Source organism: Flexilinea flocculi, assembly GCF_001192795.1.
GTDB lineage: Bacteria > Chloroflexota > Anaerolineae > Anaerolineales > Anaerolineaceae > Flexilinea > Flexilinea flocculi.
The window spans coordinates 319,522-337,731 of the sequence record NZ_DF968179.1 but is presented as its reverse complement, the minus strand read 5'-3'; the positions used below and the strand labels follow the sequence as shown (position 1 = coordinate 337,731).

The window sequence follows — 18,210 nt, the reverse complement described above, 5'->3', positions numbered from 1 at the left end:
ATTTAATGTCTGATAATCGCTTGGAATTTACACTTGCTGTAGCATGTTCCACATTTGATACAGCGAGATTGGTCAATCACATGCGGCTGTTTCACGACGCCGGAAATACAATTTACTGGACAATTTCTGGCGCATGTAGTACAGCCAATACATTTATCAGGCAAAATCTCAAAATTAAGCAGCGATTTACAAACACCGGCGGGACACCGTTTTTCTTTGACATGAGCTTCATACTCATCCATAAAGTATTTCAATGTACTGAGAACCGGATTCGGTGCTGTCTGTCCCAAACCACACAAAGCCGTATCGGTTATAACCTTAGCCAAACTTTGCAATTCTGCAAGGTCTGCCTCAGTTCCCCTGCCTTCAGTTATAGAAGACAAGATTTCGTGCAGTCTCTTTGTTCCAATTCGGCATGGGACGCAGCGGCCGCAGGATTCTTCCACAGTGAATTCAAGATAAAATTTGGCAATATTCACCATACAATCTTTTTCACTCATGATGATCATACCGCCCGATCCCATCATGGATCCAATGGACGCAAGTGATTCGTAATCAATTGGAGTATCGAGGAACTGTTTGGGAATACAACCACCAGAAGGTCCACCTGTCTGAGCAGCCTTGAAATCCAGATTGCCTTTAATACCGCCGCCGGTATCGTAAATAATTTCGCGCAGTGTCGTTCCCATCGGAACTTCAACCAGGCCGACATTATTGATCTGACCAGCTAAAGCAAATACTTTCGTTCCTTTGGAAGTCTTAGAACCAATTGTATTAAACCAGTCAGCGCCTTTCAACATAACAATCGGAACGTTTGCAAGCGTTTCAACATTATTGACAACTGTTGGCTTATCCCACAAACCGCTTTGTGCAGGGAACGGTGGTTTGGTATGCGGCTCACCGCGTTTACCTTGGATAGAGTTAATTAATGCGGTTTCTTCGCCACAGACGAAAGCACCAGCTCCCAGACGAATATCAATTTCAAAATCAAAACCGGATCCTAAAATATTTTTACCGAGCACACCGGCATCATGCGCTTGTTTAATTGCAATTTTCAAACGTTCAACTGCCAGCGGATACTCTGCTCGGATATATACATAACCTTTATTGGCTCCGATGGCATAACCAGCTAATGCCATTCCTTCCAGCACACTGTGAGAGTCACCTTCCAAAATGGAACGATCCATAAATGCACCGGGATCGCCTTCATCAGCGTTGCAGATCACAAATTTTTCATCGGATTTATAAGAACGGCCAAATTCCCATTTTTTCCCTGTCGGGAAACCTGCTCCGCCGCGTCCACGCAGTCCGGATCGTTTCATTTCCTCAATGACTTCTTCCGGTGTCATTTCAGCTACGGCACGTCCGAGTGCCTGATATCCGCCGGTAGCAATGTACTCTTCAATTTTTTCTGGATTAATCAGACCGCAATTTCTTAATGCAATACGTTTCTGGTTCTTATAAAATGGAATTTCGTGTTGGGTAGGAATTCTTTGTTTGGAAATGGGATCTTCAAATAACAGGCGTTTTACAACCTGATTGTTTACGATATGTTGATCAATGATCTCTTCTGCATCTTCAATTTTTACCTGAACATAAAAAACATCATCCGGAAATATCTTTACAATCGGACCCTTCGCACAAAAACCAAAGCATCCGGTCTTTGACGCAGCAACAACATTCTGTAAATTCTTTTCATCAATTAAGGATTCAAACTTCGCTAAAATCTTATCGCTTTCCGACGCATGACATCCAGTACCACCGCAAATCAGGATCAATTTTTTCTCGTCCGGGCGAATGCCGGTGTTCAAGCGGGAATGCAGAAGCGGTTTCAAACTTTCACAAGTGCTTAATAACTCTGAGTAGGAATTAATTCTATTCATGGGAAGTTACCTCTTCATTACTCGTTTCAACAATGTAGGTTTCCAGGATATCACGGATTTTTTCAACCTGAACCTTGCCATAGACTTTATCATTAATCATCACAACCGGAGCTAAACCGCAGGCTCCCAGACAGCGAATACTTTCAATTGAGAATTTTCCATCCGGAGTCACCTCTCCAGATTTTATTCCCAATACTCTTTCAAATTCATCTAATACCTTTTCCGAACCGTTGACATAGCAAGCTGTGCCCATACAGACGTTGATTCGAACTTTTCCTTTTGGAGTTGTTGTGAAAAAATTGTAAAAACTGATAACGCCTGAAACTTCTGCGTGTGAAATATAAAAACGATTGGCAATATGTTTTTGAAGTTCTTCCGGTAAATATCCAAACATGTCCTGTGCTTTGTGAAGAACCTGAATTAAAGAATCTTTCCTTCGATCACTTCTTGGATTGATCTTCAAACTATCGATATATTCATCCAGCTTAATATATAGCTCAGGGGGAAGTTGCCGTTCCTGTGCCTTGGATCTCACTCTTTCCATAAATATCCTCCGTAAGATGTGAACTTTGATGTGATATTCAAAAATATTCAGTTATATGAAAATCTGTAGAATGGATTTCTTTGTGGGATTGTAACTTTATTTTATAGAAAAACCCCCGATGGTTGTTGATACAATTCTGCGTCAAAGAAGCTTTGCCTGTATCTGCGTTTGTAGAAATAAGATTCTATGCAGAATTGCAACTGCGCTATTGTCGACTCATAGGCAGTTGTATTGATATTATAATATAGAAGTTCGTTTAAAAAGTTTTTAATTGTGAAAAAAAGTATTATTTTTCTCGTTTCCTTTTTTTATTGTTAAAAAAAACCGATAGAATTACATAGGAAACTGGCAATTCGAAGTTTGGATTAATTTTTGAAAAAACTTGATATTCTGTTGTTTTTGCCCATAATGTAACAAAAACAACACAGCAACAAAAAATCTCCCCGCGTTTCGAAGCGCTGACAGGGGACTCATTTTGTGAGGAAAAATATGAATTACAAATTAATTAAGAATGCAAAGGTGATCACACCTTTATCTGCAATGTTCACCGGATGGCTACTCATTTCCGATAAAAAAATCCTTAATTTCCAAAAAGGTCTGCCGCCCGCTGAACTGGAATCGCTAATTTCTGACACAATCGATGCCAGAGGAAATTACCTGCTGCCTGGTTTTATTGATGAACACACACATGGCAGCCTTGGTTTCTGCACCATGGATGCCGATCCAACAAAAATCCGTGCAATGGCAGAGAGAAATGCCTCACACGGTGTCACCGCTTTTTTGCCAACGACATTGACCGATCAGAAAGAGAATATCCTTCGAGCCATTGAAGCTGCTTCATCGATGGTTGGATTACGTGGGAAATGGTCGAAAGTACTAGGCGTTCATTTGGAGGGACCTTTCTTTAACTCGGTAAAAGCCGGAGCTCAAGATCCAAGAAATATTCGCAAAGGAACCAAAGAAGAAATTGATGCATTTCTGAGTGCCGGATCTATTAAGCTGATTTCAATGGCGCCTGAATTTGAAGAGAATCTCTTAGCCGGTGATTTGTTTGCAGCGAAAGGAATTACAGTCGCAGCTGGGCATACGAATGCCAATTATGATCAGCTCTTAAAGGCTGTTGAGCATGGATATTCTGTAATTACGCATCTTTTCAACGGTATGGGAGCCTTTAGCCATCGTGAACCGGGAACAATCGGGGGTGCATTAACCATTCCGGAGTACTCCTGTGAATTAATCTGCGATAACGTCCATTCTCATCCTGCGGCTCAAAAACTCGCATGGCTGGCTAAGGGGAATGAAAAAATTACATTAATCACCGATACCATCCGTCCTTCCGGGTTGCCAGATGGCAGTTACCCGTTCACAGACAATGAAAGTGTCATTGTAAGCGAAAATGGAACCAATCTCCGGTTATCCAGCGGTAACCTTGCCGGAAGTGCCCTTACCATGAACAAGGCTTTACGCAACTTTACACAAAATACCGGCGCTTCACTTGAAGAAACCTGGCGCTGCAGCAGTCTGAATGCTGCCATTAATCTGGGAATTTCCAGTGATACCGGCAGTATTGAAAAAGGAAAACTTGCGGATCTCATCCTGATGGATGAAAACTATGATGTAAAGATGACGATGATTGAAGGTGAAATCGTCTTTTCCAAAGGCCTTGTATGAATCGTTCATTTGATATACTGAAAGAGAAAATTATCAAAAACGAAGCCAAAATGGCCTTAATCGGAATGGGTTATGTCGGTCTGCCATTGGCTGTTGTTTTCGCCGAAGCCGGATTCCAGGTGACCGGCATTGATCTGGATGAGAAAAAAACAACCATGATCAATCAAGGGATCAGTTATATTCCGGATATCGAGTCCGCCAGGCTGAAAAAATTGACAGAACAAGGCAGTCTGAAAGCCGTAAATGACTTCAGTGTTCTTCAGGACATTGATCTGGTGAGTATCTGCGTTCCGACACCGCTGCGAAAAACAGGAGATCCGGATCTTTCTTTTATTATTTCAGCAACTGAAAAAATTGCTCCTTATATACATAAAAACATGGCCATCGTTTTTGAATCCAGCACTTACCCCGGAACAACACGCGAAATGGTCCTTCCCCGTCTGGTTGAAAAAAACCATTTTGTCGTGGGTGAAGATTTTTTCCTGATCTTTTCTCCAGAGCGGATTGATCCGGGACGCAAGGATTGGACGACAAAGAATACTCCGAAAATCATCGGAGGAATGACCGATCGATGCACTGAAATTGCCGCGCTATGGTACAAAAAGGCGCTGGATACGATCATTCCGGTTTCTTCACCGGAAGTGGCTGAAATGGCAAAATTGCTGGAAAATACGTTTCGAATGATCAATATCGGGCTGGTCAATGAATTGGCGCTGATGTGCGATCGTCTGAATATTGACGTTTGGGAAGTGATTGATGCCGCAGCGACAAAACCTTTTGGTTTTATGAAATTTCAGCCTGGTCCAGGACTGGGCGGGCACTGTATTCCCATCGATCCGATCTATTTATCCTGGAAATTGAAATCGCTGCATTACACGGCTCGATTCATCGATCTGGCTTCGGAAATCAACACCGGTATGCCGCGATACACCGTCACAAAAATTCAGGATGCGCTCAATACGCGTGAAAAATGTCTGAAAGGATCGAAAATTCTCATCCTTGGTGTTGCATATAAACCAAATATCGATGACATGCGGGAAAGCCCGGCTTTGGACGTCATCCATCTGCTGCGGCAGAAAGGGGCAAACGTAGTTTATCACGATCCTTATGTGCCAAATCTAAGCCTGGAAAACGAAAATTATCAAAGTGTCAAAGACCTTGACCAGGCCATCAGAGAAGCGGATTGCACTGTCATCATAACCAATCATTCCTGCTATGACTATGAAAAAATCAATGATCAAGCCAGGTTAATTGTTGATACACGCAATGGAATGGGCAAACTTGGAAAAAATAATCCGAAAGTCGTAAGGCTGTAAGCTATGAATCATGTCCTGATTACCGGTGCTGCCGGTTTTATTGGCTCAAAAATAGCCGAATTTTTACTAAATGATGGAATTCAGGTCACCGGAATAGATAATCTCAATCCGGTCTATGACCCAATTCTTAAAGAATACCGACTGAAAAAATTGCAGACATTGGATGGTTTCCATTTTTTTCATGGGGACATCACTGATTCCTGCCAATTGGAGTCTTTGTTTCAACAAACGCAATTTGATGCAGTAATCAACATTGCCGGAGTTCCAGGCGTTCGATTGAGCGTTGAAAATCCATGGATCTTCCTAGAAACCAACACCAAAGGCTGCCTGAACCTGCTTGAGGAATGTCGCAAACATGACATTCATAAGTTTATCCAGGCTTCCACATCCAGTATTTATGGCGAAAATGCCCCCTATCCCACTCCGGAAACCGCTGATTCTGATCATCCGCTTCAGCCGTATGCAGCCAGTAAAAAAGGCGCTGAAGCGATGTGTCATGCGTACCATTATCTGTATGGAATTGACGTGACCATTTTCCGGTTTTTCACTGTCTACGGACCAGCCGGCAGACCGGATATGGCAATGCTGCGATTTATTAAATGGATTTCTGAAGAAACCCCGCTGAAAATCAACGGGGACGGGAATCAGACGCGCGGATTTACCTATGTCGATGATATCGCTCGCGGAACCATTCTGGGGCTAAAAAAAGTCGGATATGAAATTATGAATCTCGGCGGACATGAGACGATCTCCATTAATGATCTGATCTCCAAATTGGAACAAATCATTGGCAAAAAAGCTATCCTCGAATACAAACCTGCTTTCAAGGCGGATATGTCCGCCAATCTGGCTGACATATCCAAGGCAAAAAAAATTCTTGGCTGGCAGCCGGAAATCAATCTATCAACAGGATTGGAAAGAACCGTTGACTGGTATCGCAAGGAACGCAGTTGGCTGGCGGATCTTCGTATATAGATGAAATCATTGTTAAAAAGCATCCAAAACTGGTTCAATGACCATGTTTTTAAACGTGTTGTCAGAAATTCTTTTTACTTGATCATCAGTAATCTGATCAGCGTCTTTCTGACGGTTTACATCACCCGGCTTTTGGGTGTTTACGACTATGGGGTTCTTGGAATCATTACCAGTTATGTCACGAACATCAATAAGTTTTTCTCTTTCCGAATGAATGAGATGGTCGTTCGTTTTGTCAGTGAAGCTTACGAGCAGCGCAATCTGGCAAAAGCAGGCGCCTTAATCAAATTTGCAGCCGTGATTGAAACCGTCACATCGTTGGCTGCATTTTCATTCCTGGTAATTACCGCAAAATTCGGTGCGAGAATTTTCCTGGATGATGCTGCTCTTTCCGGTTCAATCATCTTCTATGGTTTAACCATTCTGACCGGAATCGCCATGGAAACAGCAAATGGTGTCCTGCGCGTCATTAACCGCTATCGCGCGATAGCAATCGTCAGCCTGATCCAAAATGTACTGGTCGCCATTTTGGTGTTGATCGCAGCGAAAGCCGGTCTCGGTTTGAAAGCAATCCTCTTTGCTTATTTTTTTGGTAAGATGATTCTTGGTATCGCACCGGTAATCCTTGATCTGGCTTGGCTGCCGGGTTTTCTCGGAAAGAAATGGTGGAAAGCGCCACTCAGTCTCATTACGAATAAGAAAGAAATACTTAAATTTACCGTATCCACGAATATCAGCAGCACCATCAATCTGTTCGCCCGGGATGGTGAAGTGCTTTGGATCGGCGCGTTGCTTAGTCCGCTTTATGCCGGTTATTATAAAACGGCTATGACGGTCATTAATATGGTTCTCACTCCGATCAACCCGTTCATCGATACAACCTATCCGGAGATCATGCGAGCGATTGTCAATCGAAAATGGAACCGAATCAAACGCTTGCTTTCGAAAGTAACGTTAGTCTCCTTCAGTTGGACAGCAGGGACGTTCATCGGATTACTGTTTTTCGGGAAAATACTGCTTTTTCATCCGGTCAACTTTTTCGGTTATTCATTCCAGATCTTTTCAACAGATTTTTTACCTTCCTTCCAAATCATCATGATCCTCATGGGCGGTTACGGCATCGCCAACATTCTATTCTGGAATCGGACTTTATTACTGGCATTCAGCAAAGCCGGTTATGCAACAGATGTCAGCTTCTATGCGATGCTGATAAAAGTTTTTGGAACAATCGTATTGGTTCCACGTGGTCCGTACATCACGGAAAGCATCCTACTTTCCGCCTATCTGGCGGGATCAGTAATCATCATGACATTTTATGGTCTGCTCTTACTGCATAGATCAATCCAGAAAGAAACAGAAGTTCTTCGCGAACCATATCAAACAAAACATAAAGGAAGATGATTCATGAAAATCGCTGTCAGCAGTACATCAAAAATTCCTTCAGAAACGGCAAATTCAATTCAAGTGCTAATGGCTTGTCAAGGTATGGTGGAAAACGGACATGAAGTCCGTCTGTGGGTTCCACATCTGAAAGTGAATCGATTTGAAGCCCTGCGTAGCCATTATGGATTAACCTGCCGCGCATTTAGACTATACGAATTGCCATCTCTGAAATTTTTACATCGAATTGATTTCAGTATCCTGACGATTCTTCGAACGTTTTTTTTCAATCCGACCTATGAATATACGTGGAATATCCAGATTGCAACATTCGCAGCCTGGGTTGGATGCAGCTCCATCTTTGAAGCACATGATATCCCTTCCGGAAAATGGGGTGTCCGCTGGTTCCGTTATTATATCCAATCATCCACACCAAAAAAAGTAGTCTTCATTTCGCATGAATTAAAAAAACACGTCTGTCAGATATTCCCGGAATTAAAAGAAGAGGACTGTCTGGTTGCTCCCAACGGTGTGAATTTGGAAGATTATCAGAGCTTGCCAAGTACTGCGGATGCGAAGAAAGAAATGGATTTTCCGGATAAGCTGGTTGTATCCTGTTGTGGGCATCTCTATGCAGGACGAGGTACGGATCTTTTTCTGGAGTTGGCAAAACGATTCCCAGAAGCTTCTTTCTGTTGGTTTGGGGGCAATGCAGAGGATGTTACAAATTATCGTTCCAAAGCGGAAAAGCTCGGGCTGGAAAATGTTTTCTTCACCGGCTTTATTCCAAAAAGTGAATTGCCTCTGGCACTCGCAGCCTCTGATATTGTGCTCATGCCCTATGGCAGGGAAATCGCAGGAAGCAGCGGAGGAAATTCAGCCGATATCTGCAGTCCGATGAAAATGTTTGAATACATGGCTGCAGGCAAACCGATCATTTCGAGTGATCTGCCAGTTATTCACGAAGTTTTAAACGCGAATACAGCGCTTTTCTGCGAACCTGAAAATATTGAATCCTGGACAGATGGGGTGAAAAAACTGCTTGACGATCCATCCTTGCGTGAATCGTTAGCCTCCGCTGCCTTCGAAGAAAGTAAAAAATATTCCTGGAAACAAAGACAGGAAAAAATCCTGTCTTCAATGAAATAGAGAACCTATGAAACACAACAATCGGACCAGCGTTGTCATCATTCTGTTGATTTCCATTTTCCTTTCTGCAATAACAGCAATTTTATATGCCTTTGTTCAGGGGGGTGACTTTTATAAAGGATGGTTCGCAGCGTTTGTTCTTTGCATTCCTGCTTTTATATTGCTTCAGATTGTGTGGAATTGGGGCGGCAGAAGCCGTATGCTGGCTGGAATGATGCTTGCCGCCTGGATTCTGCGACTGGGTTTCGGAATGACTGCACAAAAACTGCTCCCCATATATGGATACAGAGAGGAACCTCAACAAAAACAGGGGTATCTTTTTGATGATGCCTACCGACGGGATGAAGAAGCATGGCGTATCGTCCAGGATGAGGATCCCACATTTTTCGAACCATTAACACGTAAATTTAACAACGATCAATATGGCGGAATGGAAATTTTGGGGATTTGGATCTATCAATATTTATCTCCTGACGAACGCCGATTTTCTCTCATAATTCTCCTGGGCGCATTCCTGACGGCAGCCGGCGTACCGTTTTTATGGAAAGCCATTAAAAATCGCTGGGACTTGCCAATGGCAAACATCGCCGCCTGGATTTTCGTTTTATATCCGGACAGCATCGTATATGCAGGTTCACCGATGCGTGAACCGTTCCTGACTGGTATTCTGGCTATTGCTTTCTGGGCACTCTGCACACTGCACGATCATTGGAAAAAATCTGGCATAGTCCTGCTCCTTTGTTTTTTTGCCATTCTCCCGCTTTCCACATTCGTTGCCGGAGCGCTTGCCATTTGTACTGTGCTTTGGATTTGGATTGAAAGCCTGGTATCCCGCTCCAAAAAATGGCTCTGGGCAGGTGTGATCGGAATCGCACTGGCCGGTCTGGTAATCCTGGTGGCTGCGTTACCGTCAATCCAGGAATTTATCCATTACGATATTCACACAACCGAAATCAACTCAGGCTGGGTGGAGAAAGTCGTTGGTGAAATCGGAGGCCGGTTCAGAACAGTTTTTCTGGCAGTTTATGGAATCACTCAGCCGGTGCTGCCTGCAATTCTTTTTTATCGACCAACCACACCTTTCTGGAAAGCAGTCGGAATTTTCCGGGCTGTCGGCTGGTATGCCATGGTTCCGTTCCTTTTCTATGCATTTTTTACCACTCTGAGAGCAAAAAACAGCAAAGAGCGCGGATTGCTGATAATCAACACCCTTTTCCTGATCGGATGGATTTTCGTCAGTTCACTGCGAGCTGGCGGTGATCAATGGGATAATCCCCGCTACCGGGTCATCTTTCTACCTTGGCTGGCGTTTTTTACAGCCTGGGGATTCCGCTATGCAAAACAGATCAAAGACGGATGGCTGATCCGCTGGATTCTCATCGAGATTATTTTTGTCGGATTCTTTTCGCAATGGTATTTCAGCCGTTACTATGCAGACATTATCCACCGCTTTCCTTTCTGGAAAACGGTTGTCTATATTGTGATCTGCAGCACAGTAGTATTTGCAAGCGGTCTTGTCCAGCCGATTTTAAAGAAGATCAGAAAAAATAAGGAGAAAAGATGAAATTTATAGGAAATTTGCTATGGTTTCTGTTTGGCGGATTGCTGCAAGGGATGGGTTGGTTTCTTTATGGTATTGTATGGTGTATCACGATTATTGGCATTCCGGTAGGAAAACAATGTTTCAAATTTGCCAGACTTTCATTTTTCCCTTTTGGTAAAGAAGTTGTCTTTGGAGGAGGACCCGTTTCTTTGCTGTTGAACATCATCTGGCTGGTGACAAGCGGACTTCCTTTGGCAGCTACCTCTGCCCTCAATGGATTGATTTTCTGTCTCACCATTATTGGAATTCCCTTTGGAAAACAATGCTTCAAACTGGCTCAGTTGGCATTGATGCCCTTCGGTGCATCGATCGTCTCAAAATGATGCGATCTCAATAACGGCAAAGATGGATGGACAGTGCATCAAGTCTTTCGCATTTGATTCTAATAATTCTTTCCATATTTCGAATTGTTGGCAATTCACGTTTATGCCAGCAATTAAAAATATAGGTTGACTCTTCAAATCAATCAAGATAATTTGTTGTTATTATCGTTTTGCGGTTCGCGTAAAACGATAATAACAACAAATACTTCTATCCATATTTCGAATTATTACGTTTTTACAGGCTAACTCTTGTGTGGCAGTATAATTAGGGAAGATCGGAAAACAAAATAAGTGTTTTTTCGATCGAACAATGAATTTTGGAGGATCCATGGAAATAACCTGGTACGGGCATTCCTGTTTTCGAATTTCAGAACGCGGAATGGGCAGTGTCGTCTGCGACCCATATGATTACCAAGCAATCGGATATGAACCATTAAAGCTGAAAAGCGACATCGTCACTATCAGCTGCAATAAACCCGGGCATAGTTTTACTGCCGGCATCAAAGGTGAACCGTTTATCATTGATGGCCCCGGTGAATACGAAATCAATAACGTTTTTATTAACGGTTATAAAACAAATCAGAAGGATGAAGAATCCAATACCATATACATCATTGAATATAATGGTATTTTTATAGCACATTTGGGTAATTTAAATCGCATACCGACACTGTCTGAGCTGGAGAATGTTGGTACTACACACATCTTGCTCATCCCTGTCGGCGGCGGCAATGCGCTAAATTCTTCGAAAGCTGTAGAGCTGATCAGTATGATTAAACCCAATGTAGTGATCCCAATGCACTATGCGGTACCGCTGACCAAACCCAATCTCGACCCTTTATCAAAATTTCTTAAAGAAATGGGAATCACGCAAACCGAAGACGTTTATTCTTCCTACAAGATCACCAACATCGCTCAGCTTCCGGAAGAGACGAAAGTAATCATCCTCAATCATCCGCAACGTGATGAAATGGGGACCATCGATGAAAGTGCGGCAGATGAAAGCAGTGCCTCAGAACCCATTCTGAATGAGGAAAGCCATGCCGGTTAAACTGATCATGACCTGGGATATTCTCCCGAATCATGAACAAGAGTATTTTGATTTTCTTGTTCGCGAATTCGTTCCAAGCCTGAATCGTATGGGTTTCGAGCTTTCGGATGCCTGGGCGACAATTTACGGGGAACAACCGCAAGTAATGATCTGTGCGCTTCTTCCGGATGAATTGGAAGCAGAACAGCGGATGGCAAAAAACGAATGGATGGAATTATTGGAACAACTGCAAAAGTATATCCAAAATTTTGAATACAAGTTGGTTCCTGCAAAACAGGGATTTCAGTTTTAGCTTCCATAATATTACTGGCAGGAATAGACTCCTGATACAGTTTATTTCCAGTAATTCGAAATATAAAAAGAAGCCTTGTTGTTCTTATCGTTTTACGCCGAGCGAAAAATCATAAGAACAACGAATCTCCTCTTTTTGTCCGAAAGGTTAATTCTTATTTCGAATTGATAAAATTTTTCAGAACATCGACAGGCTGGCAGAGGAATAAAAGAACATACTTTCCGATTCAGCCTGTTGGTTTTTTTTGAGATAGTAAGACTATGCAAAAAGACCTGCTGGACTGGTTTGATCAAAACAAACGATTACTGCCCTGGCGTGTAGAGAGAACACCGTATCGTACCTGGATTTCGGAAATTATGCTCCAACAAACCCGAGTGGAGACAGTCATTCCATACTTTCTGCGTTGGATGGAGAAATTTCCGGATATCGCGGCGCTTGCAGAATCGGATGAACAAACTGTTCTAAAATGCTGGGAAGGTCTTGGGTATTACCATCGTGCCAGATCGCTCCATCATACAGCAATCACGATCAATCAAACGATGGATGGAATCTTTCCTTCTGATCCCAAAGTCATGCAAAAACTTCCGGGTATCGGAAGATATACAGCCGGAGCCATCGCCTCAATAGGATTTGGGATTCCGGCTGCAGCTTTGGATGGAAATATCCGACGCATTTATTCCCGTACAGGAGATATTTCCCTGCCGCAGAGAACATCCGAGTGCGAAAAAATTCTCTGGAATATGGCTGAAGAGCTGCTGGATCCCGATCGTCCCGGTGATTATAATGAAGCATTAATGGACTTGGGAAATGCGGTTTGCACATCGACGAACCCGCATTGTGAGAGCTGCCCGATTACATCTTTCTGTCTTGCATATCGCAACCATACTGTAGCAATTCGCCCGGTACAGACTGCGGTTAAATCGATTCCGCATTACCAGGTTGCCGCAGCTGTGATCCGTAAAGCAGAAGACAATCAGCCTGATCGTTACCTTTTGGCTCAGCGGCCTGCCAAAGGACTGCTTGGAAACTTATGGGAATTCCCTGGTGGAAAAATCGAAGCGGATGAAACCGTACAGGAGTGTCTGCAAAGAGAAATCAGAGAAGAACTGGATACAACAGTTACCATCCGAGAACCTTTTGGAACGTACCGCCATGCGTATACCCATTTCCGTGTGACATTGCAGGCTTTCCTCTGTGATATCAATGGACAGATTCCTCGGCCAGTGGAAGCACAGGCAATCGCCTGGGCTGCAGCAGATGAACTGGATCGCTTTCCGATGGGAAAAATTGACCGACTTATCTCAGAACGGATTAAAAATATTTAAAATAAGTATTTCTCCGGTCGCACAACTATACAATAAAACTGCCGAAGGAACTTTTTGAATGGAAGATGGAATGAATTATCTGGAAAAATTAAATCCGCAGCAATATCAGGCTGTAACCGCCGGAAACGGTCAAATTTTGGTTTTGGCTGGTCCTGGATCCGGCAAAACCCGCGTTCTTACTCAGCGTATTCTTTATCTGATGAAAGATATGGGAATTCGGCCTAACGAAATTTTAGCAGTTACTTTTACTAATAAAGCTGCCCGTGAGATGCAGGATCGCGTTGAAGATTTATATGGTGCAAGTCTGCAAGGTAATATGTGGCTGGGCACCTTCCATGCAATTTGTGCCCGCATTCTGCGGCGAGAAGCATCAGCGCTACCTTTTGATCACAATTTCGTCATCATGGATGCTGATGACCAGGTTTCTCTGGTCAAACAAATTGTGAAAGAACTCAATCTGGATGAAAAACTGTATCGTGCTAATTCACTGCACAACGAAATCTCCAGTGCCAAGAATAATCTGCAATTTCCAAAAGATCTGCCTCGTTCCAACTATCACGAAGAGACACTATTCCGAATCTATGAAAAATATCAACAGGCACTGGAAAACAGCAATGCAGTGGATTTCGATGATCTGTTGTTATGGGCATACAAATTACTGGAAAACAACCCGGAAATTCGAAATCGCTACAGCCGCAGATTCCGTCACATTCTGGTTGATGAGTTTCAAGACACCAATACGGCACAATACGGTCTATTGCGTCTGCTGGCTTCTGCCAATCAAAATATTTTTGTCGTTGGTGATGAAGATCAGTCAATTTACCGATGGCGGGGAGCTGATTATCGAAATATTCAGTTGTTTGAACAGGATTATCCAAACCATCAGAAAATCTTACTCGAACAAAATTATCGCTCGACCCAAAATGTGCTTGATGTTGCGCGTAGTGTGATTGACCTGAATCGAAATCGCACCAAAAAGAACCTGGTCTCTGATCGCGGCTGTGGTGACAAGATCGATTATTATGAAGCAGAAGATGACCGTAAAGAAGCACATTATGTTGCGGAAACGATTTCCCGTCTGATCGACAACGGAAATGCCAAAGGTAGTGATTTCGCCATTCTGTACCGCACCAACGCGCAATCCAGATTATTGGAAGACGCTTTCTTATACCGCGGAATGCCATACCGATTGGTTGGTGCTCAGCGCTTTTATGGCAGACGTGAAGTCAAAGATATGATCGCTTATCTGCGTCTGGTTTACAACCCGCAGGATGAAATCAGCCTGACCCGAGTGATTAACACACCTCCTCGTGGCATCGGCGGGAAAACACTGCAAAATCTGCGGGTTACCGCAGCAGAAGCCGGTAAAGCATCCGGTGAAATTCTCCTGGATTTAGGGAAGAACGGACCGGATTCCGTTTTTTGGCCTGATTTAGGACGCGGAGCGCTGGCGTTGGCTGATTTTGGGTCAAAATTGATCGATTGGCAGACGGAGCTTGTTTCTCATGCCAGTATTTCTTCTCTGATGGAAAGAATTATTCTGGAAACAAATTTTCAGACTTATGTAGAATCCGATGACAGTGACGATATTGACCGTTGGGAAAATGTTGAAGAGCTTAGGAAAATGGCTTTTGAATATGAAGAGCGTGGTATTGCTGATTTTCTGCAGAATCTCGCGTTGGTTTCCGATCAGGATACAATTACCGAAAATGCAGATGCGCCGACACTAATGACGCTGCACGCTGTGAAAGGGCTTGAGTTTAATCGCGTATTTATTATCGGATTGGATGACGGTGTCCTACCGCACAGCCGGAGCCTCAATGATCCGGAGGAAATGGCTGAAGAACGACGGCTCTTTTATGTCGGAATCACCCGAGCCCGCAACCATGTGACCCTGGTACGAGCCAATCAGCGCATAAATTTTGGTATTCCTGAGACAACCATTCCATCCCGTTTCCTTGCAGATATCCCGCGCCAATTACTGCGCGAAATGAATGACTCGGGGAAACAAAAATCCCCCAGAAGCGCAGGCTGCGATACGCGATGGGAAAACCAACCGGTCTGGGCGCAGGCTGCCGGTTCTTCATTCTCTTCATCCGGTTTCCACAGCTCTGGCAGCAGAATCAGAAACGGCTCTGCTGAACAGCGTAAAACAACAGAAATGCAATTCAAACCGTCCGATACAGTGGCGCATCCGCTGTGGGGCGAAGGAACCATCATCGAAAGCAAGATTGAAGACGGGGAAGAAGTCGTCAGTGTAAATTTCCATTCAGTCGGTCTAAAACGACTGATTGTTCCCCTTTCGAAAATTCGAAAAGTGAGCTGATCACGACATTCCATGGTTATTATGCCTGGATTCTCAGGCAGCAATTTGAAATATGGGAGGGATTACGTGTTGTTGTTCCGGCAATTATCCCTCTGTATATTTCGATTTTTCATGAAAAATTGACTTAAAATTTTTGGAAATCGAGTATACTGAAAAAATCGAAGACAGCATAATCGAGGGAGATTTATGAAGCTGGTATCTATCGTGATCCCTTTTTTTAACGAACAGGAACTGATTCAATCATTTTTCGATAGACTGACAGCGGTGATTCATACACAACCGTATTCATTTGAGTTCTGGTTCGTCAATGACGGCTCCACAGATCAGACTCAGAACAAACTGGAAGAAATTCAGGCTAAAGATCCAAGAGCTCAGATTATCCAACTCAGCCGAAATTTTGGACATCAAAGTGCTTTATGCGCCGGAATGGAACATGCCGAAGGGGATCTGATTATCACTATGGACGGTGACGGGCAGCATCCGCCTGAATTGATTCCAGAAATGATCCGAATGGCAGAATCAGGATATGATATTGTACTGACTCAACGTCTGGATGAAAAAGGTCAGAACCTGATAAAAATGGGCACCTCCAGACTTTTCTACCGTGTGATTAACTGGATAAGCGACACGCAGACATTGCCGGGGGGAGCGGATTTCCGCCTGCTGACAAGACAGGTGTTGGACAATTTGCTGGCAATGCCGGAATATCATCGCTTTCTTCGCGGGATGGTTGCATGGCTTGGTTTTAAATCAGTCATTCTTCCATTTGTACCGGCACAACGTATCGCCGGAAAAACCAAATATTCGCTGAAAAAGATGCTGAGGCTGGCTTCTGATGCCATCTTTTCATTCTCCATGGTTCCGTTGTATATTGGCTTATCCGCAGGGTTGTTCTTCCTGATATTGGCTGTCGTGGAAGTTGTTTATGTACTGAGCTTTTGGATTCGAGGGGATATTACTGCACTTGAACCAGGTTGGAGTTCTCTCATGTTTATGTTGTTAATCATCGGAGCTGTTTTGATGATTATTCTCGGCTTTATTGGAGTTTATGTCGGGTATATTTTCCAGGAAGTCAAACACAGACCGAATTATGTGATACAAAAAGAAATTGGACAAATCCATACCCGACAAAACAGCAACTTGACGAAAAAATGAAACATTCTGGCTAAGGATGTATTCGGCATAAAATATCTGCTGATAAAAAAGGAATTTGAAATTCTGAAAAGCTTAAAAAAGAGAGGAAACCGTTATTGTATTGTCTTTTTCTATATCCGATAAAACACAAAACAAAAAAGAATCCTTCTCTTCTTTCGAATTACTGCATATAAAGGACAAGGAAGGCAAAAAATTATGAAATTCCTCATTACCGGCGGTGCCGGCTATATTGGTTCAACTGTTGCCTCAGCATTGGAAGACGCAGGACATACTCCTGTCATTCTTGATTCTCTGGTCACCGGCAGAATGGAATTTACAAAAGGCAGAATTTTTTATCAGGGAGATATTGCAGATCGGAACGTCATTGAAAAAATTTTTTCCGACCATCCGGATATTTATGCGGTTCTGCATTGCGCTGCATTGATTGTAGTACCGGAATCGGTCACCAAACCCTATGAATACTATCGAGAAAATGTTTCCAAATCGAACGAGATGTTCCATATCCTTAACGAATTGGGTTGTAAACGAATTGTATTCAGTTCTTCAGCCGCCATTTACGATAAGGTAGACCAATTCATGGTGACTGAAGAAGCACCGCTGGCTCCGAGCAGCCCATATGCCCGAACGAAATTCATCATGGAAATGGTACTGAAAGATACCTGCCGTGCTTATGGAATGAAAGGAATTGCCCTCCGTTATTTTAATCCGATCGGGGCGGATCCCAAATACCGCACCGGTATACATATCAAAGAACCTTCGCATGTGCTCGGTAAACTGGTTGATACAGCCTTGGGAAAACAGGAGTATTTTACAATCACCGGCACAAATTGGCCGACGCGCGACGGATCAGGTATTCGGGATTATATTCACGTCTGGGATCTGGCGTCAGCGCATCTGCAAGCACTGACAAATTTTGATCGGGCATTCGAAAGGGCAGGAAATCCGGAAGATAATTATCTGGTAATCAACCTCGGATCTGGAAAAGGTGTGACGGTTTTTGAACTGGTCGAAGCGTTTGAGCGTGTCTATGGACAGAAAATCAACAAACGAACTGCAGAACCGCGTCCTGGCGATATTGCCGGTGCGTATGCAAATGCCGATAAAGCTAAAAAATTGCTGGGATGGGAAGCGAAATTGAGCATTGATGAAGGAATTCGATCGGCGTTGGAATGGGGAAAAATCCGCGAAAGCATTCTTCATTTTGAATAAAGCGTGTA

Annotated in this window: 15 protein-coding genes; 13 read left to right on the top strand and 2 right to left on the bottom strand. The window is 43.4% G+C overall.

The window, feature by feature from the left end:
• Positions 1 to 2 precede the first annotated feature (2 nt).
• The gene (locus ATC1_RS01435) at positions 3 to 1,883 is read right to left on the bottom strand and encodes an NADH-quinone oxidoreductase subunit NuoF (RefSeq protein WP_082174606.1); all 1,881 of its coding nucleotides are present in this window, start codon (positions 1,881 to 1,883) and stop codon (positions 3 to 5) included.
• Positions 1,876 to 2,427 carry an NADH-quinone oxidoreductase subunit NuoE family protein gene (locus ATC1_RS01430; RefSeq protein ID WP_062277493.1) on the bottom strand — a complete coding sequence of 184 codons (552 nt, stop codon included), beginning with the start codon at positions 2,425 to 2,427 and terminating at the stop codon, positions 1,876 to 1,878. Before ATC1_RS01430 ends, ATC1_RS01435 begins: the two co-directional genes overlap by 8 nt.
• 489 nt (positions 2,428 to 2,916) lie before the next feature.
• Here ATC1_RS01430 and nagA point away from each other — a divergent pair, with 489 nt between their 5' ends.
• From nagA to galE, 13 genes are all read left to right on the top strand, one after another.
• Positions 2,917 to 4,098, top strand: a complete 1,182-nt coding sequence (gene nagA / locus ATC1_RS01425) for an N-acetylglucosamine-6-phosphate deacetylase (protein ID WP_062277490.1) — start codon at positions 2,917 to 2,919, stop codon at positions 4,096 to 4,098.
• Complete coding sequence (locus ATC1_RS01420; protein ID WP_062277489.1) at positions 4,095 to 5,414, top strand: nucleotide sugar dehydrogenase; 1,320 nt, start codon at positions 4,095 to 4,097, stop codon at positions 5,412 to 5,414. The genes nagA and ATC1_RS01420 overlap by 4 nt, the downstream gene beginning before the upstream one ends.
• A 3-nt stretch (positions 5,415 to 5,417) precedes the next feature.
• On the top strand, positions 5,418 to 6,389 hold the full coding sequence (locus ATC1_RS01415) for an SDR family NAD(P)-dependent oxidoreductase (protein WP_062277487.1): 972 nt from the start codon (positions 5,418 to 5,420) through the stop codon (positions 6,387 to 6,389).
• Positions 6,390 to 7,790: an oligosaccharide flippase family protein gene (locus ATC1_RS01410; protein WP_062277485.1), complete on the top strand. Its 1,401-nt coding sequence runs from the start codon at positions 6,390 to 6,392 to the stop codon at positions 7,788 to 7,790. It abuts the gene before it with no gap.
• 3 nt (positions 7,791 to 7,793) lie between these two features.
• Positions 7,794 to 8,918 carry a glycosyltransferase gene (locus ATC1_RS01405; protein ID WP_062277483.1) on the top strand — a complete coding sequence of 375 codons (1,125 nt, stop codon included), beginning with the start codon at positions 7,794 to 7,796 and terminating at the stop codon, positions 8,916 to 8,918.
• A 7-nt stretch (positions 8,919 to 8,925) separates the two neighbouring features.
• A complete protein-coding gene (locus ATC1_RS01400) occupies positions 8,926 to 10,482 on the top strand; it encodes a hypothetical protein (protein WP_062277482.1) in 1,557 nt (518 codons plus the stop codon).
• Positions 10,479 to 10,844, top strand: a complete 366-nt coding sequence (locus tag ATC1_RS01395; protein WP_062277479.1) for a YccF domain-containing protein — start codon at positions 10,479 to 10,481, stop codon at positions 10,842 to 10,844. Before ATC1_RS01400 ends, ATC1_RS01395 begins: the two co-directional genes overlap by 4 nt.
• Positions 10,845 to 11,172: 328 nt before the next feature.
• Complete coding sequence (locus ATC1_RS01390) at positions 11,173 to 11,895, top strand: MBL fold metallo-hydrolase (protein ID WP_062277476.1); 723 nt, start codon at positions 11,173 to 11,175, stop codon at positions 11,893 to 11,895.
• Positions 11,885 to 12,187: a hypothetical protein gene (locus ATC1_RS01385; protein WP_062277474.1), complete on the top strand. Its 303-nt coding sequence runs from the start codon at positions 11,885 to 11,887 to the stop codon at positions 12,185 to 12,187. The genes ATC1_RS01390 and ATC1_RS01385 overlap by 11 nt, the downstream gene beginning before the upstream one ends.
• A 260-nt stretch (positions 12,188 to 12,447) precedes the next feature.
• Complete coding sequence (gene mutY, locus ATC1_RS01380) at positions 12,448 to 13,512, top strand: A/G-specific adenine glycosylase (RefSeq protein ID WP_062277471.1); 1,065 nt, start codon at positions 12,448 to 12,450, stop codon at positions 13,510 to 13,512.
• A 58-nt stretch (positions 13,513 to 13,570) separates the two neighbouring features.
• Positions 13,571 to 15,838: an ATP-dependent helicase gene (locus ATC1_RS01375; protein ID WP_062277468.1), complete on the top strand. Its 2,268-nt coding sequence runs from the start codon at positions 13,571 to 13,573 to the stop codon at positions 15,836 to 15,838.
• A gap of 186 nt (positions 15,839 to 16,024) precedes the next feature.
• Positions 16,025 to 16,993, top strand: a complete 969-nt coding sequence (locus ATC1_RS01370; RefSeq protein ID WP_062277465.1) for a glycosyltransferase family 2 protein — start codon at positions 16,025 to 16,027, stop codon at positions 16,991 to 16,993.
• Between the two features lie 195 nt (positions 16,994 to 17,188).
• On the top strand, positions 17,189 to 18,202 hold the full coding sequence (gene galE, locus ATC1_RS01365) for a UDP-glucose 4-epimerase GalE (RefSeq protein ID WP_062277462.1): 1,014 nt from the start codon (positions 17,189 to 17,191) through the stop codon (positions 18,200 to 18,202).
• Positions 18,203 to 18,210: the final 8 nt, after the last annotated feature.